Below are 19,555 nucleotides of genomic sequence, written 5' to 3' on the forward strand. Positions count from 1 at the left end.
CGAGGGTGCTTTTTTCATATTCAAATACAGGGACATAGCTCAGCAGGTAGAGCATCTGGCTTATATCCAGCGCGCCACCGGTTCGATTCCGGTTGTCCCATTACCCATGTTTTTGTTGCGGTTGTTCATGGGTGTAACTAATAACAATAATTCAAAAAGTCATTGTTCAACTTAGTAAACATTGGGCATCAATGTGTCGTAAAGAACCGCAACAGTGCGGGCCGTCACTACCCGGCGGCCTGTATCTCAGAAAAGAATCATTAGAATGGTGGTGTATAAATTGGCAAGAAGCAGAAGCCCTGATTCAATAAAAGCAGAAGAGTTATTCCATTCAGGCATGAGCCTTGTTGACATAGCTAAGAGGATGAATAAGCCTGAGGGAACTGTTCGGAGATGGAAGAGCACACAGGGATGGGATAAAAGCGAACGTTCGGAAATGAAAAACAAGAAAGCGAACGTTCGGATAAAAGAGGAAGAAGCTGTTGCAGAAGATGTAAGGCAGGTTATTAATAACCCAGAGCTTACAGATAAGCAACGGCTTTTTTGTTGCATATATGCTAAGTGCTTCAATGCTACCAAAGCATATCAGAAGGCATATGGCGTAGATTACATGACTGCAAATGCACACGGTTACGAGATGTTGTCCAAAGTGGTCATAAAGGACGAGATAAACCGCCTTAAGCAGAACCGGTTAAACCGTGAGATGCTGGACGAAACTGACATATTCCAAAAGTATATGGATATCGCCTTTGCAGACATTACAGATTTTGTGGAGTTCGGGCGGGAGAACATTCCGGTTATGACCATGTACGGGCCCCTTGAAGTGAAAGACAAGGAAACCGGTGAGAAGGTGCAAGCGACAAAGGAAGTTAATACCGTTCGGTTCAAAGAGCATACGGATGTTGATGGAACAATAATTACGGAAGTGAAGCAGGGGCGTGATGGTGCAAGTATAAAACTTGCTGATCGTATGAAGGCGCTTGATTGGCTCACAGAACATATAGGAATGGCTACACCAGAGCAAAAGGCCCGTTTAGCACAGATAAAAGCACAGACAGATAAGCTGACTGGAAATAATCAGGAGATTGAGGATATGGACGAGATTGAGGGTGAAATCTATGGCAACACAGTTTAAAAAGAAAAAAACCATAGAGTTTAATTTTTCAGAAAAGCACAAGTCATATATCCGAATGTGCAGAGATTGTGCCTATAACGTTGCAGAAGGGGCAGTAAGAGCCGGGAAGACGGTTGACAATGTATTTGCCTTTGCGCAGGAGCTGAGGATAACGCCTGACAGAATCCATCTTGCCACCGGATCAACGATGGCGAACGCGAAACTCAATATCGGTGACGCAAACGGATTCGGGCTGGAGTACATTTTTCGGGGTCAATGCCATTGGGGGAAATATAAGAACAACGAAGCCTTGTTTGTGAAAGGACCTGCAACAAGATTCAAACAGAAAATAGTAATCTTCGCAGGAGGAGCCAAAGAGGACAGCTTCAAAAAAATTCGTGGTAATTCCTATGGCATGTGGATTGCAACCGAAATCAATCTGCATCACGATAATACAATAAAGGAAGCCTTTAACCGGCAGCTTGCCGCGAAGCACCTGAAAGTATTTTGGGACTTAAATCCGGATAATCCAAAGGCCGCTATCTATTCACAGTACATAGACAAGTACAAAGCCCAGGCAGATGCCGGGGAGTTCCTTGGCGGGTATAATTACATGCACTGTACAATTTATGACAATATAAATATCACAGAGGAGCGGCTTCGAGAGATTGAAAGCCGGTATGACAAAAACAGTATCTGGTATCTCCGAGACATAAAAGGTCAACGGGTTGTTGCAAATGGCTTGATTTACCGGAGGTTTGCGGATGATACGAATGCAGAGCAGTACACGTTCCGTAAAGACGGAAAGCCGGAGAATATCGCGGAGATTATTTTGGGCATAGATTTTGGAGGAAATGGTTCCGGTCATTCCTTTACAGCCACGGCAATAACCAGAGGATTTCAGAACGTTGTTGCGCTGGCCTCTGAATGGATTGATTGTAGCAAGGAAGAAATAGACCCGGAAAGGCTTGGAATCATGTTCTGTAATTTTGTCCAGAAGATTATTAGCAGATACGGATTTATTACCGTTGTATATGCAGACAGTGCAGAACAGACACTGATCGCCGGAATTAGGAGCAGCTTAAGGAAGAATGGCCTCGGCTGGATACGCGTGGATAACGCACTAAAAACAGAAGTCAATGATAGAATTAACGCTACCGCCATATTAATGGCACAGGGGCGCTTTTATTATGTTGCAAATGAGTGTGGAAGTCTAGTAGGTGCATTGTGCACAGCAGTATGGAATCCAAAGGAGTTGACAAAGAATGAAAGGTTGGATGACGGAACAAGTGACATTGATAGCCTTGACAGTTTTGAATATACATTTGAGCGGTATATCAGCCGCTTGATCAAATACGGATAGGAGGGAAACGATGAAGTATACAAATATGTATCTTGCGATCAGGAAGGTACTTGGAGGAGAGCAGACAGATTTCGCAATGACAAATAAGACTGCAGCGCAGATTGAATTGTGGAGTCGCATGTTCTCAGGAAAATCCCCTTGGCTGAATGACAAGATACAGGACGCGGAGCTGTCTCCTGCAATCGCCGGTGAGATAGCAAGGTTGATTACGCTCGAGCTGCAGTCTAAAATTGATGGCAGCACGAGAGCGGTGTACATTGACAAATTCTACCGTGGTGTGCTGAAAAATCTTAGAATCCAGGTAGAATATGGATGTGCAAAAGGTGGACTGATTATAAAACCGTATGTATCTGCATCTGGGATATCCGTACAGTTCCTGCATGCGGACTGTTTCTTTCCTATTGAGTTTGATGGGGATAAGATTACGAAATGTGCTTTTATAGAGCAATTCAGGAATGGAAACAGCATATACACAAGAATAGAGTATCATTCACTATCAGACAGTATGCTAACAGTAAAGAACCGTGCATTCGTGGCGCATACAGAGGCAGTGCTTGGTTCAGAGGTGTCACTTGACAGTATCCCAAGGTGGTCGGAGCTGTCACCAGGGGTCACATTTTCTGGTGTATCAAAACTTCCGTTTGGATATTTCAAGGTACCGGCAGCAAACAATGTAGATTCGGAGAGTCCACTAGGCGTATCAGTATATGCAAGAGCCGTAGGACTGATAAGGGAAGCTGACCGGCGATATTCGCAAATTAACTGGGAGTATGATTCAAAAGAGACTGCAATACATATCGCAACGAGCCTGCTTAAGTACAGGCAGGACTTAGATAAGTTTGAATACCCGGGAGGAAAAGAACGGCTGTACCGAGAGATGGAATATAATTCTGGTGCGATTGATAAACCATTTATTGATGCATTTTCCCCGGATATCCGAGATCAGTCATTTTACAATGGATGGAACCAGCAAATGCGCCGTATAGAGTTTAACTGCAATCTGGCATATGGCACTTTGTCAGACCCGAATAACACCGACAAAACAGCAGAGGAAATCCGTGCAAGTAAGCAGCGGTCTTATGCGTTTGTTTCAGATTGCCAGACATCGTTGCAGACAGCTCTTGAGGATACAGTAGATGCCATGAACTTCTGGTGTGATATCTATAACCTGGCGCCGCCTGGTGTATGCAATATGACCTACAACTGGGATGATTCCATTGTGGTCGATGCAGACAAAGAACGGCAGACAGACCGGGAGGATGTGGCGATGGGGGTAATGCAGCCGTGGGAATACCGCATGAAGCATTACGGAGAAGACGAGGAAACCGCAAAGAAGATGATAGCAGAACCGGCAGGAGTGATTGAATAGTGACACAAGGTGAATTGGAGCGAATCCCTATCCCATTTGAGAGACAGATGTCACGTCTGGAAATGAGGATCATGTCTGACATTGTACGCGCAATACGGATTAACGGATTTTCGACAGCAACAGCTGACAACCAGATAAAAAGACTGATGTATCTTGGGCGTTCTGGTGATGATATCCGCAAGTATGTTGCGGAGGCACTGGAAGCAACAGAGGATGAAATCTATAGGATTTTCTCAGACGATGTTTATGAATTCTACTATGGATATTCTCGGGCATACGATTTGTTTGGATTCGCTCAGGTTCCGTTTGATGATAACATAGAGTTGCAGGAGCTTCTGGAATCCGTTAGGAAACAGACAACAAATACCTTTCGTAACATGACAAGTTCTATGGGATTTGCCATAAGAGACCCAATGACTGGAAAAGTCATTTACAGCCCGCTCATGGATTTTTACCAGGGAACATTGGACTCATCAGTGATGGAGATATCATCCGGAACGATCAGTTATAACAAAGCCTTAGTGAGAGCAGTTAACGAGATGACCAATAGCGGGGTACGCTGGATTGATTACGATTCTGGATACCATTCTAGGGTTAATGTGGCAGCGAGAAATGCCATCATGACAGGTTTCAGACAGGTACAGGGTAAAATAAACGAACAAGTGGCAAGAGACCTTGATACGGACAGCTACGAGGTATCTTACCATGTTGGGGCGAGGCCATCTCATCAGGTTTGGCAGGGACGCGTATATACTTATGATCAGCTTCAATCGGTCTGTGGGCTTGGAAATGTAACTGGACTGCATGGAGTGAACTGCTATCATGACTACAATGTATTCATACCAGGTGTATCTGTAAGAACGTATACAGATGAGCAACTGGAACGGATGGCAGAAGAAGAAAATACACCAAAGCCGTATAACGGAAAAGAGTACACAACCTATGAGGCCCTGCAGGAACAGCGCAGACAGGAAACGGCAATGCGAAAGACCAGAGAGGATATTAGGCTGCTGAAAGAAGGAAAAGCAGATAAAGAAACAATTACGATAAAGCAGGCGAGATATCAGGTGCAGATGCACCAATACAAGTATTTTTCAGAAATAATGAAGCTGCCAGAACAGATGGACAGGGTTTATCTGGATGGTCTTGGCAGCAAATAATGAATTTTTAAGGAGGTGATATCCGTGGGATGTAAGAAAAGTAAGAAAGGAAAGCCAAAATAGGAAGGCGGTGATCCAGATATCTCGGAGCTATCCGTTAAATAGCGTGAAGCGCGTGGAAATTTCCAGGCGTTATTTTTGTGTAAAAATTTGGCATGACATGCCGAAAATGTCAGTTTCCCTGGTGGATGGTTACACACCGAAAATAACCGAATGGGAAAGGAAGGAAATAAGAACATGATTTTAAAAACAGAGACGTTGAAAGAAAAAGGACTTACACAGGAGCAGATTGATTTTGTTATGGCAGAGGTAGGCAAAGAAATGAATGCAGTTATTGCAGAGCGGGATGGGTATAAGACCCAGCTTGAAACAGCGCAGAAATCACTGAAAGCGATGGAGGGCGTAAATGTATCAGAACTGCAGGGAAAGATTTCACAACTCACCGCAGATCTCAACGCAAAAGACGGAGAAATTGAAAAAATCAAATCAGACTACAAATTTGATACAGACATCCAAGCCGCAATCAAAGCGGCTGGCGCAAGAAGCGAAAAGGCAGTCAAGGCTTTTCTGGATATAGATGCCTTAAAGGCAAGCAAGAACCAGACTGCAGACATCCAGGCGGCTATTGAGGCTGTTAAAAAAGATAACGATTATCTGTTCCAGGGAAATCAGCAGATCCCCAAGGTGGTATCAGTTACTCCGGGAATCAATCAGGAGGCACAGACAAGAAAAGAACAGGCAAATGAAGCACTCAGAAGTTTGTTCGGCAAAGAATAGAAAGAGAGGAATTAAATTATGGCAGTAAATATTGTAAACAGAGCGGACGCGGAAGCCCTTATCAGAGAGCAGGTAGTGTCCAGTATTTTTCAGGACGCACCGAAACAGTCCGTGTTTATGAGCTTGGCAAAGAAGCTCCCGAATATGACAAGCAAACAGACCAGAATCCGTGTGCTTGATTTTCTTCCTACAGCGTATTGGGTAGATGGGGATACCGGGATGAAACAGACAACCAGACAGGCATGGGATAATGTCTATCTGACAGCAGCAGAGCTTGCGGTTATCGTACCAATTCCGGAGTCCGTTTTTGATGATGCAGAAATGGATATCATGGGAGAAATTACTCCTCGTGTGAATGAAGCTATCGGGATGAGAGTAGATACTGCTACAATCTTCGGTCTTAACCGTCCGAGAGAGTGGCAGGCTGATCTAATTACATTAGCACGTCAGGCAGGAAATAACGTAGCACCGGATAGCGGGAAAGATTACTATGACCTGATCCTCGGAGAGGATGGCGTATTCGCGAAGGTGGAGGGTGATGGTTACGGAGTTTCTGGAGCACTTGCACCGATGAACTTCAAAGCAAAGCTCAGAGGTCTTCGTGACAGCAACAAACAGCCGATCTTTTCAAAGTCTATGCAGGATACGAACAGGTATGCTCTGGATGGTGCACCAATGTACTTCCCGGAGAATGGAATGTTTGACTCAAGTATTTCACAGCTTGTGGTAGGAGACTTTTCGCAGGCAGTATATGCAATCCGCCAGGACATCACAGTCAAGATCTTAGATCAGGGCGTAATCCAGGATCCGATCTCTAAGGAAATCGTATACAACTTGGCACAGCAGGACATGATTGCGCTTCGTGTTGTATTTCGTATGGGATGGGCATTGCCAAATCCGGCAACACGCCTGAATGAAGACCGTACAGGATGTGCATTTGCATATCTGGAGCCGGGAACACCTGTTACAACTCAGAAAGTAACATTTACGGTCACGGATGGAAAATCAGAAAGTCCTACAGCGTACAAGGGTGCCCGCATCAATGTGGATGGCGCAATCCTCGTAACTGACTCGAATGGAAATGCTGAGTTTAATCTGAGAGCAGGAACCTATACTGCCAAGATTACCAAGAAGGGATTTATTCCTGTGATAGAGTCGATCACAGTGGATTCTGAGGCAGTAACTAAGGCAGTTACGCTTACGGCACAGTCATAAGGGGTGGTAGAGATGTATGCAGACTATGCATATTACAGTTCTGGATATCTGCTGGGCAAAAGCCCGGCGGTGCCAGAAATAGAATTCCCATTTTGGGAGAAACAGGCGCGACTTGTGGTTGACGATGCAACACAGGGGCGTATAAGCAAAAATAGCACTCTGATTAACAATGAAGTGAAAGACTGTATCTGCGCGATAACAGAGCTTTTGTATAAGGCTGACAAGCTCAATATGAGCGGTGAGGCGCCCGGGATGTTAGTGTCCTACAACAACGATGGAGACAGCGGAACCTTTGATATCTCTCAATCAGCATACACTGAGGACGGAATAAAAAGGAAGACCGCACAGATCATCGGACAGTACCTTGGAAAAACAGGACTCACATTTGCCGGGGGGATATACTATGAACGCTAATTATATCCATACAATTACTATTTATAATTGTTTCAGGGCTACTGATAATCCAAACAGCAAAAAGGATATCTGGCAGAGGACAGTGCTGGAAAATTGCTTTTACAAGAACGTCATCGGAAGGACAGAATATCTGAGCGTTAACCCTAAGATGGATAGCACTTACACAGTCAGGATACCAGAAATGGAGCAGTACAAGCCGTATCGAGAGTGGATCAAACTGAGAGATGAAGAGCGTAAAAAGTTCTTTACCTGCAGCCAGAAAGACATCGTGGTAAAAGGGGCCTGCACGGAAGTGATAACCGGAGAGTCCCCGAATACATCTACGGAAATACTTTCGCGTCATAAGCCAGAAGCATTTGTTGTGACCGCGTTTTCTGACAACACCTCGCACTTGTGTCAGAAACATTACAGATTGGGTGGTTAGTATGAGCATAGAATTCAAATGGAATAAGCCTATTCCTCAGATTGCAAAAGAGGCCACGGGCGGTGATAGGACGCAGCTATTCATGGCGAACGAGGCAAAACGTCTTATGGATCCCTATGTACCGGCGATGAATCTTGTCCTGGCTCAGAATGTCAGAACGTATGTGGAGGATGGGGTTGGAATGATTCACTATCGTTCCCCATATGCCAGATACCAACATGAGGGATTGCTGATGGTATCGCGTATTACTGGAAGTCCGTGGGCACGCAGCGGTGAGAGTAAAGTTGTACTTGGCACAAAGCTGAACCATAGCCGTTCGAGACATCCGCTTGCTACAGCAGAGTGGGATAAAGCAATGAAGGCTGCAAGAATGAGTGATCTGACTGCTGCTGTACAAAAATACGTGAAAGGCGGTGCAGGATGACAAAGCACGAGGTTATGAAAAATTATGTGGAAGAAAAGGTAATGGAGTTATCTGACAGGCTTGTGTCGTTCAACTTCTCCGATGATTCCATTGATGGGGTATCGTTTCTTACGAACTACTCCGGAAAAACGGTAAAAAAGTACGTGAGAGCAGCGGATAAGGAGTATAGATTTACAATCCTGATGACCTGGCATTTCTCCACAGAGACGGATGATCTCAACTTGCAGGCTATGAACTTTGCACAGGAGTTCATGGACTGGATTGAGAAACAGAATAAAGATAAGAACTTCCCTGACTTTGGGGAAAAGTGTCAAGTGAAGAAAATTGAAAACCTACAGAACATGCCGAACCTTGCAGCAGTGGACTGGGAGAATATGAAAGCCCAGTACATGATACAATGCAGGGTTCTCTATTTTGAAAAAGGAGAATGAATATGAAAGTAAATGAATTAATGGCAAACCACACGCCGAAGGCGGATTATACGGGATGGGTGACAAATGATGATTATGTTTTTGCGATTGATTTGACACCTAGTGCAACTCAGGTTACGGATGTGGGGAATTATGCAGTAGTAGAAATGGGAATTGCTGGACTGGACGCACAGATGAATCCTGTGACTCAGGACAAGCAGTATATTCGTGCAGGGCAGAGTACCACCAAAACAGGTACGCAGCGTTCTTTCTCTGTAACGGGGGATCGCTATGTGGGAGATGAAGCACAGGACTACTGCCTGTCCCATGCGGTAAAATATGGAACTGGAAATGGCGTTATCACAAACTATGTGTACTACAATATCCTAACAGGAAAAGGAGAAAAAGGCCAGTGTTCTATCATTGTAAACAGCGATGGATCTGGAAACGCGGGAGAATCCTCTGCTGTTGATATTGAGTTTAAGAAGATTGGTAGCAATCCGGTAGAATATACATTCATAGAAACCATGAAAACCCTTGTAGTAACGAGTGTGGCTGGAACAAGTGGGAAAACAAAAATTACTGTAACACCGCAAAAACAGAGCGGAAATAGTTATGTGTATAAGACAGGCGCTTCTGTTTCCGCCCCCGCTTTGAATGAGAGTTGTGCAACGGGATATACAGAATGGGATGGAGTGGCAGAGATAACAGCAACTGCAAGTCAGAAAATCTTAATTGTGGAAGTTGACGCACAGAAAAGGGCCAAAGGATCTGGAATTTCAACAGTAACAGTAGGATAGATTTGACAGTATGAAAGGACGTAGCGTATGAAACAGATTAAGGTAAAAATTCTAGGGGTAGAGCTTGAATCACCCCTTCTAAACCCGGAAATAGCGAAACATTATGAAGAAGGACTTCTAACCGTTGTAAAAAAGTCGCATCAGGCACAGACGTGCAAAAGTAATTCGGAATCAATCAAAATGATGTGTAGTTCGGTAATAGAGTTCATTGATGATGTATTCGGAGCCGGAAGTGCGAAGAGAGTGTTGGGTGATGATACGGATTTGCTAACCTGTTTAGATGCGTTTGAAGAGCTTTCAGAAATATATGAGAAGCAGGTAAACCTATTAATAGAAGAGAAGTATGAGCAGGTTAAGAAAAAGGCAGAGATAAAAGATGGTAACTAATTTTGTGACTGGGATCCTTCCAAACAGTTTACGAGTATCTGGAAATATCTATGCAATCCGAAGTGATTTCCGCATTTGGATGAGATTTTCAGAGATCATGGATAGTTCTGATAGCGAAGGGCGTAAGATCATCCAGATGCTGCAGGCGTGCTATCCAAAGATCCCAGAGGACTTACCCGGCGCGATTGAGCAGATGATCTGGTTTTATCGATGCGGGGAAGCAGAGGAACAGGAAGAAGAAAAGAAAGAAAGATATCAACGCAGGTCATCGAAAGAGCCTGCGTTTTCTTTTTCCCAGGATGCACCTTATATCTACGCAGCGTTCAAAGAGCAATACGGGATAGACCTGACCGGTGATACGCAATTGCACTGGTGGAAGTTTATGGCACTATTTGAGGCCTTGAATGAAGAAACGATGATACGTAAGGTAATGTATTACCGGAAAGCCAGTACTTCTGGGGTATCCAAGGAAAGAAGGGCATTTTTGAACGAGATGAAGAAGCTGTACCGGATCCGCGGGACCTCAGTAAAGCGGATGACTTTGGAAGAACGAGATAAGCAGTGGAAGGACTATGTAAAGAACAGGTGTGGCGCCAGTTAGGAGGGATACAAGATGGCTGCAGATGGAACCATTAAGATAAGCACAGAACTTGATAGCGATAAAGCCCAGTCTGCCATGTCGAAATTCTCCAGTACAGCAAAAACTGCTATGAAAGGCGTTACTGTTGCCATAGGAGTAGCAAGCACAGCATTGACTGCAATGGCCGGGTATGCAATTAAGGTAGGATCAGATTTCGAGCAGGGAATGTCAAATGTGGCCGCAATATCAGGAGCTACAGGCGAAGAGTTGGATAAGCTTACTGAAAAAGCAAAAGAAATGGGGGCAAAGACAAAGTTCTCAGCTCAGGAATCCGCAGAAGCCTTCGAATATATGGCAATGGCTGGATGGAAGACCGAGGATATGCTAAATGGTATCGAAGGTATCATGAATCTGGCTGCGGCATCCGGCGAAAGTCTGGCCACCACATCAGATATTGTAACAGACGCATTGACAGCATTTGGACTGACTGCTGCTGACTCTACTCATTTTGCAGATGTCCTGGCACAAGCGTCCTCTAATGCGAATACCAATGTTGGCATGATGGGGGAGACATTTAAGTACGTTGCTCCTGTAGCTGGGTCTCTTGGATTCAGCGCGGAGGACTGCGCGGTCGCAATTGGTCTAATGGCCAATAGTGGAATCAAGGCAGGCCAAGCAGGAACATCTTTAAGGCAGATATTCACAAACCTTGTGAAGCCGACAGACCAGATGCAGACTGCAATGGATGAGCTTGGTATATCTATTACGGATGCGGGCGGAAATACAAAAAGCCTCGATGCTTTGATGGGAGATCTGAGGAACAGTTTTTCTGGATTGACAGATTCACAGAAGGCACAGTATGCGGCAACAATCGCGGGACAGGAGGGCATGTCTGCACTCCTTGCAATCGTCAACGCATCTGAGACAGATTTTAATGCTCTTAAGGATTCCATATACAATGCGGATGGTGCTGCGCAAGAAATGGCTGAAACCATGCAGGACAACCTGAAAGGTGCGGTCGAGGAGCTTGTAGGTGGCCTTGAAACCTTTGCGATACAAGTGTATGAGAAGATGGAAGGCCCGCTACGTGGCGCAGTTGAGTATGCATCGGAGTGCGTAGACAGATTGTCAGCGGCATTTGAATCTGGCGGACTGACTGGAGTGGTATCGAAGGCAGGAGACATTTTTGATGAGCTGACGGACAGTATAGCAGATACCAGCGAAGAAGCTAATGGAATCATAACGCCTCTTAAAAATATGACAGGCGCTATGGCATCCATTGGAAAAGGAGCCGCACCGATTGCCGTGGAAACAATTAAGTTGCTGGCAAGAAATATGGATAAGTTGATCCCTATCGCTTCTGCGTGTTTTGCGGCGGTCAAGGTGTATGGACCGGCAATGAAAGCTGCGGCTACTGCTACGAAAGCGAATGCGGCGGCAACTGCAATACTAAACAAGATGGAGAAAGCAAATGCATTACAGCTTGTGGCAACAAACGGCGGCCTGACAGTCCGGCAGATATTAATGGGTGTCCACAATGGACAACTGACAATAGGCACGGCGGCAACAGCGTTGTTTACAAAGGCACAGCTTGCGCTTAACACTGCAATGTCAGCAAATCCAATCGGATTTGTAGTAACTGCGATAGCAGCGCTTACGGCTGGCATAGCTGCGGCTGTCATTGTTTCAGATAAAGATGCAGAAGCCACAGCTAAATTATCTAAAGAACAGAAAGATCTTTGCAAAAGTATAGATGAAACATCTGAAAAAGTAAAGCAGCTTAAAGAATCAAGAGACGAAAACATTCAGTCAGCCACAAAAGAAATTGATACAACAAGTGCATTGTGGGTTGAACTTCAGAATCTGGTAGATGAAAACGGAAAAGTAAAAGCGGGATATGAGGCAAGGGCCGAATATATAACAGGTCAACTTTCACAAGCATTGGGTGTAGAGATGCAACTTCAGGATGGGATTATACAAGGATATTCTGAACAGATTGACACAATCAATAAATTAATAGAAACCCAGCGTGCACAGGCATCTTTGGAAGCAATGGAAGATAGCTATAAGGAAGCCGTGCAGGGGAAGACTGAGGCGTTGACAGGTTATTTGCAGGCTCAACAAGAAAGCACAAAAGCAGGAAAAGAGCTATCGGATGCGCAATCAGAGCTTGCGGCAATCACAGCTCAAGCAAACGAAGAAACAAAGCAATATGGTGTGGTACAAAGTGACACAAAGGTTGCGCAGGAAGAAGCGCAGGAAGCGGTTGATCAATTATCAAAAAATTATGATAAATTATCTGGGAAAACCAAGGATGCCAAGAACTCATACGAAGAATATCAGGATATTATAAAGCAGTATGAGGGGCTTTCGGCAGCTATTGTTTCAGGTGATTCAAATAAAATACAAGAAGCACTACTTGCAATACAAGCAGACTTCAAAAAGTTTGGCGAGGTATCCAATGATGAGCTGAAAAATCAGGCAATCAATGCATCAAACAATATGGCACTATTAGGAGATGCTATAAAAAATGGATGGGTAGATTCAAAAGACAGCGCAGTAGCGGAGATTGCCAATATGACGGCAATGTCTTTAGGAGAGCTTGCAAAACTTCCGGGAGGCGCTGCAACAGTAGCTGGAGAAATTAACCCTGCAATGCTTGGAGAGCTCGTAAGCCTTTCAGGTTCATTAAACGATGAGTCTAAAAAAGCAGTAACTGGATTTTTAGAAGGTCTTGATGGAGTCGATGATAAAACAAGAGATGCATTTGAGAATGCTGTGAAAGGAGCTATAGAAGGTTCTGAATTTGGCGATGAAGTTTCTTCCAAAGCCAAAGAAATGGGAATATCATATTTAGACGCTCTAAAAGAAGTTTTAGAGGTACATTCGCCTTCTCAAGCAGTAAAAAGAATATTTGCGCAGGCTATGCCTGGTGCAGCAGAAGGGCTTGAAGAGGGAAAAGAAGGTGTACTTGAAAAGGCTGGTTCATTTGTTACAGAATTCTTGGGTAAATTTCAAAATGGCGGGATAGGAGAAACCCTAAAAGAAGTTGGCAAAAATGCAATGGCACTTTTTGGCGTTGGAGTTTCAGAACAACAAGAAAATTCACGACTTGCTGGAAAATTAAACGCTGATGCAGCAAATGCTGGCGCTAGTTCTGTTGACCCATCTCCTACAGGCGGATTATTTGGCAGTCTGTTTGGTGGCGGAATAGGCGGTATGATAGGCTTTTTATTTGGACAAGGCAAGGGTCTATCAGATAGTGCTAACTCAGGCGCAGGCTCCGTAAATCCAGCACCTACAGGTAGCAATTTCGGTTCACAATACGCTTCCGGTGTTGGCAGCAAAACAGGAGAAGCAAATTTAAAAGGTCAGGCATTAGCGGATAATGCAGAATCTGGAGCAAATACAGCAGACGGATATAGTATAGGATCAAATTTTGGTTCCGGATTTGTGAGCGGGATAGGGGATTGGATTGTAAGCGCAGCCACAAAAGCTGCCGAGCTTGCAGCAAGTGCGTATAATGCAGCTAAACGTTGGCTCGATGAACACTCGCCATCTAAAAAGACTGCGAAACTTGGAAAATGGTTTTCGCAGGGACTTGGAGTAGGTATTGCGGACGGGGAAGGCGAAGTAGTAGAAGCGTCAGAGAAAGTATCTCAATCCGCACTTGACGCATTAGACATGGATACTATTTCCATGAAGCTAAAGGATATCGACATTCCGGGAACAATGGCAAGAATCAACCTGGCTATAGATGACCAGCAGACCAGAGTATCTGATAAAGTGGTTTCTGCGGCAGAAGCAAAGGAAAGAAGCAATACGGCAGAGTTAATATCAGCATTAAGCAAGTCTATGGAAATAGATTATAAGCAGCTTGGACAGGAAATGTCGAAACGTCCTATATACTTATCTGCCGAATTGGATAAGCGACAAGTCATAAAGCTCCTGGCGCTCCCTATGGATCAAGAGCAACAGAGAAATAATAACTTTAAGAAAATGTTGAATGGAGGTAGACCATGAGTTTATCAGTAAAATTTAATGGTGTTGAACTAAACGAATATATTGATGTATTGCATGGTTTTACCCCATTCGCAGGTGCGAACTGGTCTCCTGAAATAACGCCGAATGCGGGACTGGTGCGCGGTGCAAATTTTAAGTATACCACGTATAAATCAAAAACTATCCAGATGCCATTTACAATGTCGGGAAGCATAAAAGAGAAATATGATGCTTTGCAGAGGATTCTGAATGTCGATGAGCCGAAAGAGCTTGTTTTTGGGAATACTGTAGATCGTTTTTGTTATGCCATACCGGTTAATGGTATGGATTTTGAGGACTGGGAGTGTTTTGGAGAAGGGACTATCACCTGGCTTATTCCTGATGGATTGTCGCACTCCACAGTAGAAAAAACATTCACTGCCGCCAAAAACAGCAGCGGAATATTAGAGGCAACGATAGTTAACAACGGCACCGAAGCAGTCCCCATAGATTACACAATAACCCACAAATCAGAAAACGGATTTATAGGGATTGTAACAAAAGATGGAGTGATCCAGCTGGGGGACGCAGGGGAGCAGGACGGGGAAACCCGGCAGAAGACACAACAGCTCATAAACTACCGTGCCCCAGAGGCATACAGTGCCATGACGGATGGGCAGGGGATACTTGGATTTAATTACCTCAAAAACGGAACATTTAAGGTTGTCGGCCCTTACGAGGGGCATAAGTGGCTGGCCCTGGATAATATCGGGAGCGGAGCCGGTACATGGCATGGAGCGAGTAAGATGGTAACCATACCGGCAGACTCCGGGGGCGTTGTCGGTGCGCAAAACTTTTATGCACAGGCCAAAATCTGGTTTGAAACGGGCACACTTGCACAGACCGGCATGTTAATGCTGGCTATCGGGGACACGGCGGGAAACCACCTGGCAAGTATCCGGGTGGCGAAATATGAGCTGGGAAAAAATACGTCATACGCCATGTTTGATATTGAGGGAGTGGAGAAAAAACGAATACCTTTTGATCCAAATTATAAAGGGTGCACTACTCACGACAAGGGAGAAATATACATCCGCAAGTCTGGCCAGAAATTCCAGTTTTATTTTGGCGGCGGGGTATATACCATAAATGGCAGTGCTGCATCAAAAACAAAACAGGCCAAGTACATAACCATCTTTTCCGGGCAGCACGGGACAATGAGCAAAAACGCCCTGGTTACCCGGATGTATTGGGACTATCTATTCTTCCGGAAGGATAATGTAAAATACTGGTACGATATCCCGAATCGGTACCAGTCCGGAGACAAAGTATATATTAATGGAGCAGCCAGTAAAGTATACACCAACGGGGTTATCAGCCAGGAGGACGAAATAGTGGGCAGCAATTACCCAAAAGCACCTCCAGGGGAAACTAAGGTGCAGTTTTTGTGTTCGGATTTTGCTGATCCAGTACCTACCATAACAGCCAAGATAAGGGAGGCATATCTATAATGGACAATATTAGGATAGCAGTATTGAGCGCGTATGATGATATACGCGCTTTTTTGGACAATGAAGCTCCCGAGGCAATGCATTATTACAATGACGAGCTGCACGAATACCTCAAAGGGGCCGCGAGTACATATACATTTTCTACGGACGCACAGCACCCGGAATCTGTGCAACTGGTAGAGGGCAATAAGCTGGCATTCAAGTGGCGGAAGAAAGACTATTATTTCAATATTGTGCGTGTTGTGCGGGACGAATATGAAGTGGAAGTTGAAGCGTACAGCCTTAACTTGGAATTGCTTAATGAGCGCGTAGATGCGTACAAGGCAACAAAGGCAATGAAATTCGCGGAGTATTTGGATGTATTCGATTTTGAGAATGTCCTAACCCTCAATATCAATGAGGTGGCGGACAAGGCCATAACACATGAGTGGACTGGGTCAGATACAGTGCTGGCCCGGATATATTCCCTGGCAACCGTATTTGACGCGGAGGCCGAGTTTGTACCGATTTTAAATAATGACTACTCCCTAAAAAAAATAGTCATGAATGTCTACAGAAAGAATTCCAGCACAGACCAGGGGATGGGGCGTTACCGGCAAGACATGGTCCTGCGGTACGGCAAGGAAGTGTCAGGGATCACTAAGACATCTGATATTACAGAGCTGTACACGGCGATCCGTCCGACCGGAAAAGATGGTCTTATGATAACCAGCTTAAATAAGACGGAAAATGACTCTGCAGGAAACGTGGAATACCAATCCCTGGCAGGTGATGGATGCATCCGGGCGGTACAGGCCCGTGATCGGTTTCCGAGCAATACTTCCAGCACTGACCGGTACAGCACCGTGGATTGGACATACGATACAGACAACGTCAATACTTTATACGGGCAAGCCCTGGCGGAACTGAAAAAGAACTGCGTACCTCAGGTACAGTACGAGGTAGAGGGATATTTCGACACGGATATAGGGGATACCGTAACCATTGTGGACGAGGTATATAACCCGCCACTATACCTGCAGGCAAGAGTCACGGAGCAGTCCAGGAGCTTCACGGATCCGTCACAGAATAAGACCATCTTTGACAACTTCAAGGAGCTGCAGAGCCAGATTGACTCAGCGCTTATGAGAGCTATGCAACAGCTTATTGCAGAGAATAAGGTGTATACATGTTCAATTCTGAGTAACAACGGGATTGTATTTAAGAATGGGGAAGGGACAACGACTTTGAACGCCTCTGTTATGGATGCAGGAAAAGATATGACTGGTAGCCTTACGATCAAGTGGTACAAGGATGGGGCTGAAATAGCCACAGGGAAAAGCATTACAGTCAATGCATCTGATATCAACGTGAAAGCGGTGTACAAGTACGATTGTATTGACAAGGCCGGTAACGTGCGGGGGACGTGCGAGGCCACTGTATCTGTCGTAAATGACGGGCCTGCGGGGCAAAAGGGGGATGATGCGTATACCCTACGGTTGAGCACGGACAGCTACGTATTCGCGGCAGACAGCGGTGGGAACCTGGCAAAAGATATCCTTGTGTCTACTGCCGCCATTGGGTTTAAGGGAAATACACCGGTTACCCCGGTCATAGGCACGATCCCGGCTGTTAACGGAATGACATTTTCCGTAAGCGGGGCCACAGTGACCATAACCGCAAAAAAGGGGAACGCCCTGGCAGACAATGGGACTGTGGAAATACCAGTAACACTTGCTGGAATAGCATGTACACTGACGTTCAGCTACGCAAAAGCAAAAGCGGGGGTGTCCGGAAACGATGCGAAACTATGCAATATTACAGGAGATCAGGTGCTGAAATATGCATCTGGAAGCCAAATACCAGAACCTAGGAGCATAACGCTCACAGCCGAGTACCAAAACACGGTACACGGGAAATGGCAGTACAAGACAGCAGCGGGGGTATGGACGGATTTCACACCGGCCCAGGGGTCACCTACACTTACAATTACGGAGGATTCAGAGGCGTGGACAGGGAATACGGCATCGATCCGGGCCATAGATACCACGAGTACAGCTATAGACACAACAACGCTGGCAAAACTGAGGGATGGAACCGATGCGGTAAGTGTTCATATTACAAGCGTCAATGGATTCACGTTCAAAAATACAGGAGTTGCAACTACTATGACAGTCACAGTAATTGCCGGAGAGACAATGATAGACACATCTGCAAAACTCCGCGAAAAATTTGGAGATAATGCACAGATTATCTGGCAATGCAAAAATGTCGGAGAAACAGAGTTTACGCCCATTGACAAGAGCGATCCAAGGCTGTCAGACGATGGGTTTATTTTTGTTATATCTCCGCAGGACGTATACAACAAAATGACACTATCATGCAGTTTAGATTATTAGGAGGATTAAAAAAATGGCAATAAAAGCAAGTGCACAACAAGATCTATTAGATATAACCGATGGGTATTCAGTCCATCTTACAAATGATAACTATACATTTCTCGGAACTACTAACAGTGTCAGCGGTACACAATCAACCACATGTCAGATCATGGTATTATGCGGCGGGGAGCAGGTGGCGTGTACAATTGGTCAAATATCGACACCGACCGGGATTAGCGCGGTAAGCGATGGAAAAACACCGATCCCGACAATTACAATCACAGCAACATCAGCGCTTACAACATCCGGTTCGTTCACAATACCTGTAATTATCGGGGATGTTACTATTAATAAGATGTTCAGTTATGCCATAGCATTCAAGGGCAATAACGGCACGAGTATTACAATCACAAAAACAGAAACAACATATCAAGCGGGTACATCTGCGACAACTGCACCAACTGGAACATGGGTTGCTAATCCGCCAGCGGTACCTGTGGGGCAATATTTATGGAGTAAAACCGAGGTTACATACAGTGACGGGAAAAAGACAACAGCATACGGAGTGACACGAAATCCATCCAACGGAAATAACGGTACGAGCGTAACCGTATCATCAACCTCAGTGACATATCAGGTAAGCGATTCTGGCACAACGACTCCGACCGGAAACTGGGGGACATCTATACCGAATGTACCGGCAGGAAAGTACCTGTGGACAAAAACCGTAGTAGCTTACAGTGATGGGAAATCAACGACATCATACAGTGTATCAAGAAGCGGGACAAACGGGGCGAACGGGGCCGATGCAATAAATATGGATATTACATCGTCTAACGGAAGCATATTTAAAAATACGGCAATCGCCACGACAATGACAGCACATGTATATAGAGGCGGCTTGGAAGTGACCGGAAGCGCTTTGACAGCGTTAGGGACCATAAAATGGTACAAAGATGGGGGGGCAACTCCTGTTGCAACAGGGACAACTCTCACGGTAACAGCTGGAGACGTCACAAACAAAGCAACATATACGGCAAACTTAGAGGGGTAGGATATGGCAATTAAAGCAAGTGCAAACATAACATTGGTATACGTAAGTGACGGTACGGGCTACACGGTCTTATTGTCCAATGAGTCCTACGCATTTACTGCCGGGACATCAGCGGCACTTGCGGGTAGTACGTCAAGTAATGTGGTGGCCTATAAAAATACATCTAAGGTGGCTGCTACAATAACAAAAATAGGCAATTCAGCAGTTTCGGG

Annotated in this window: 18 protein-coding genes and 1 tRNA gene; all 19 read left to right on the top strand. The window is 45.0% G+C overall.

What is annotated here, in order from left to right; translation table 11 throughout:
• Window positions 1-28: 28 nt before the first annotated feature.
• Window positions 29-101 (top strand) — tRNA-Ile (locus ARB69_RS23280).
• Between the two features lie 179 nt (window positions 102-280).
• A complete protein-coding gene (locus ARB69_RS23285) occupies window positions 281-1,135 on the top strand; it encodes a terminase small subunit (RefSeq protein WP_242857656.1) in 855 nt (284 codons plus the stop codon).
• Window positions 1,119-2,477, top strand: a complete 1,359-nt coding sequence (locus tag ARB69_RS23290; RefSeq protein ID WP_055155158.1) for a terminase — start codon at window positions 1,119-1,121, stop codon at window positions 2,475-2,477. Before ARB69_RS23285 ends, ARB69_RS23290 begins: the two co-directional genes overlap by 17 nt.
• 10 nt (window positions 2,478-2,487) lie before the next feature.
• Entirely contained in the window at window positions 2,488-3,846 is a 1,359-nt protein-coding gene (locus ARB69_RS23295) for a phage portal protein (protein WP_055155159.1), read from the top strand.
• Complete coding sequence (locus ARB69_RS23300) at window positions 3,846-5,006, top strand: phage minor capsid protein (RefSeq protein WP_055155160.1); 1,161 nt, start codon at window positions 3,846-3,848, stop codon at window positions 5,004-5,006. The genes ARB69_RS23295 and ARB69_RS23300 overlap by 1 nt, the downstream gene beginning before the upstream one ends.
• Before the next feature lie 237 nt (window positions 5,007-5,243).
• A complete protein-coding gene (locus ARB69_RS23305) occupies window positions 5,244-5,783 on the top strand; it encodes a phage scaffolding protein (RefSeq protein ID WP_055155173.1) in 540 nt (179 codons plus the stop codon).
• Between the two features lie 18 nt (window positions 5,784-5,801).
• Complete coding sequence (locus ARB69_RS23310; RefSeq protein WP_055155161.1) at window positions 5,802-6,998, top strand: phage major capsid protein; 1,197 nt, start codon at window positions 5,802-5,804, stop codon at window positions 6,996-6,998.
• Between the two features lie 12 nt (window positions 6,999-7,010).
• A complete protein-coding gene (locus tag ARB69_RS23315; protein ID WP_055155162.1) occupies window positions 7,011-7,412 on the top strand; it encodes a hypothetical protein in 402 nt (133 codons plus the stop codon).
• On the top strand, window positions 7,402-7,836 hold the full coding sequence (locus ARB69_RS23320; protein ID WP_055155163.1) for a hypothetical protein: 435 nt from the start codon (window positions 7,402-7,404) through the stop codon (window positions 7,834-7,836). The genes ARB69_RS23315 and ARB69_RS23320 overlap by 11 nt, the downstream gene beginning before the upstream one ends.
• Window position 7,837: 1 nt before the next feature.
• Complete coding sequence (locus ARB69_RS23325) at window positions 7,838-8,260, top strand: minor capsid protein (RefSeq protein ID WP_055155164.1); 423 nt, start codon at window positions 7,838-7,840, stop codon at window positions 8,258-8,260.
• Complete coding sequence (locus ARB69_RS23330) at window positions 8,257-8,691, top strand: hypothetical protein (protein WP_055155165.1); 435 nt, start codon at window positions 8,257-8,259, stop codon at window positions 8,689-8,691. Before ARB69_RS23325 ends, ARB69_RS23330 begins: the two co-directional genes overlap by 4 nt.
• Window positions 8,692-8,693: 2 nt before the next feature.
• A complete protein-coding gene (locus ARB69_RS23335; protein WP_055155166.1) occupies window positions 8,694-9,470 on the top strand; it encodes a phage tail tube protein in 777 nt (258 codons plus the stop codon).
• Window positions 9,471-9,497: 27 nt separating this feature from the next.
• The gene (locus tag ARB69_RS23340) at window positions 9,498-9,857 is read left to right on the top strand and encodes a DUF6673 family protein (protein WP_055155167.1); all 360 of its coding nucleotides are present in this window, start codon (window positions 9,498-9,500) and stop codon (window positions 9,855-9,857) included.
• Complete coding sequence (locus tag ARB69_RS23345; protein WP_055155168.1) at window positions 9,847-10,458, top strand: bacteriophage Gp15 family protein; 612 nt, start codon at window positions 9,847-9,849, stop codon at window positions 10,456-10,458. Before ARB69_RS23340 ends, ARB69_RS23345 begins: the two co-directional genes overlap by 11 nt.
• Window positions 10,459-10,470: 12 nt before the next feature.
• Window positions 10,471-14,460 (top strand): phage tail tape measure protein, encoded by a 3,990-nt coding sequence (locus ARB69_RS23350; RefSeq protein WP_055155169.1) that lies wholly within the window; start codon window positions 10,471-10,473, stop codon window positions 14,458-14,460.
• The gene (locus ARB69_RS23355) at window positions 14,457-15,929 is read left to right on the top strand and encodes a distal tail protein Dit (RefSeq protein ID WP_055155170.1); all 1,473 of its coding nucleotides are present in this window, start codon (window positions 14,457-14,459) and stop codon (window positions 15,927-15,929) included. Before ARB69_RS23350 ends, ARB69_RS23355 begins: the two co-directional genes overlap by 4 nt.
• The gene (locus ARB69_RS23360; protein ID WP_055155171.1) at window positions 15,929-18,307 is read left to right on the top strand and encodes a phage tail spike protein; all 2,379 of its coding nucleotides are present in this window, start codon (window positions 15,929-15,931) and stop codon (window positions 18,305-18,307) included. Before ARB69_RS23355 ends, ARB69_RS23360 begins: the two co-directional genes overlap by 1 nt.
• A gap of 13 nt (window positions 18,308-18,320) precedes the next feature.
• The gene (locus ARB69_RS23365; protein WP_055155172.1) at window positions 18,321-19,343 is read left to right on the top strand and encodes a hypothetical protein; all 1,023 of its coding nucleotides are present in this window, start codon (window positions 18,321-18,323) and stop codon (window positions 19,341-19,343) included.
• Window positions 19,344-19,346: 3 nt separating this feature from the next.
• On the top strand, window positions 19,347-19,555 hold a 209-nt coding region (locus tag ARB69_RS26930), incomplete at its 3' end, for a hypothetical protein (protein WP_157355722.1).

Source organism: Faecalicatena contorta (assembly GCF_001404335.1).
Taxonomy (GTDB): Bacteria; Bacillota; Clostridia; order Lachnospirales; family Lachnospiraceae; genus Faecalicatena; species Faecalicatena contortus_B.

What these genes read in the sequence shown, in the direction of transcription:
- ARB69_RS23290 (WP_055155158.1), top strand. Translation starts at nt 1,119, where the DNA reads ATGGCAACACAGTTTAAAAAGAAAAAAACCATAGAGTTTAATTTTTCA.
- ARB69_RS23295 (WP_055155159.1), top strand. Translation starts at nt 2,488, where the DNA reads ATGAAGTATACAAATATGTATCTTGCGATCAGGAAGGTACTTGGAGGA.
- ARB69_RS23305 (WP_055155173.1), top strand. Translation starts at nt 5,244, where the DNA reads ATGATTTTAAAAACAGAGACGTTGAAAGAAAAAGGACTTACACAGGAG.
- ARB69_RS23310 (WP_055155161.1), top strand. Translation starts at nt 5,802, where the DNA reads ATGGCAGTAAATATTGTAAACAGAGCGGACGCGGAAGCCCTTATCAGA.
- ARB69_RS23315 (WP_055155162.1), top strand. Translation starts at nt 7,011, where the DNA reads ATGTATGCAGACTATGCATATTACAGTTCTGGATATCTGCTGGGCAAA.
- ARB69_RS23320 (WP_055155163.1), top strand. Translation starts at nt 7,402, where the DNA reads ATGAACGCTAATTATATCCATACAATTACTATTTATAATTGTTTCAGG.
- ARB69_RS23325 (WP_055155164.1), top strand. Translation starts at nt 7,838, where the DNA reads ATGAGCATAGAATTCAAATGGAATAAGCCTATTCCTCAGATTGCAAAA.
- ARB69_RS23330 (WP_055155165.1), top strand. Translation starts at nt 8,257, where the DNA reads ATGACAAAGCACGAGGTTATGAAAAATTATGTGGAAGAAAAGGTAATG.
- ARB69_RS23335 (WP_055155166.1), top strand. Translation starts at nt 8,694, where the DNA reads ATGAAAGTAAATGAATTAATGGCAAACCACACGCCGAAGGCGGATTAT.
- ARB69_RS23340 (WP_055155167.1), top strand. Translation starts at nt 9,498, where the DNA reads ATGAAACAGATTAAGGTAAAAATTCTAGGGGTAGAGCTTGAATCACCC.
- ARB69_RS23345 (WP_055155168.1), top strand. Translation starts at nt 9,847, where the DNA reads ATGGTAACTAATTTTGTGACTGGGATCCTTCCAAACAGTTTACGAGTA.
- ARB69_RS23350 (WP_055155169.1), top strand. Translation starts at nt 10,471, where the DNA reads ATGGCTGCAGATGGAACCATTAAGATAAGCACAGAACTTGATAGCGAT.
- ARB69_RS23355 (WP_055155170.1), top strand. Translation starts at nt 14,457, where the DNA reads ATGAGTTTATCAGTAAAATTTAATGGTGTTGAACTAAACGAATATATT.
- ARB69_RS23360 (WP_055155171.1), top strand. Translation starts at nt 15,929, where the DNA reads ATGGACAATATTAGGATAGCAGTATTGAGCGCGTATGATGATATACGC.
- ARB69_RS23365 (WP_055155172.1), top strand. Translation starts at nt 18,321, where the DNA reads ATGGCAATAAAAGCAAGTGCACAACAAGATCTATTAGATATAACCGAT.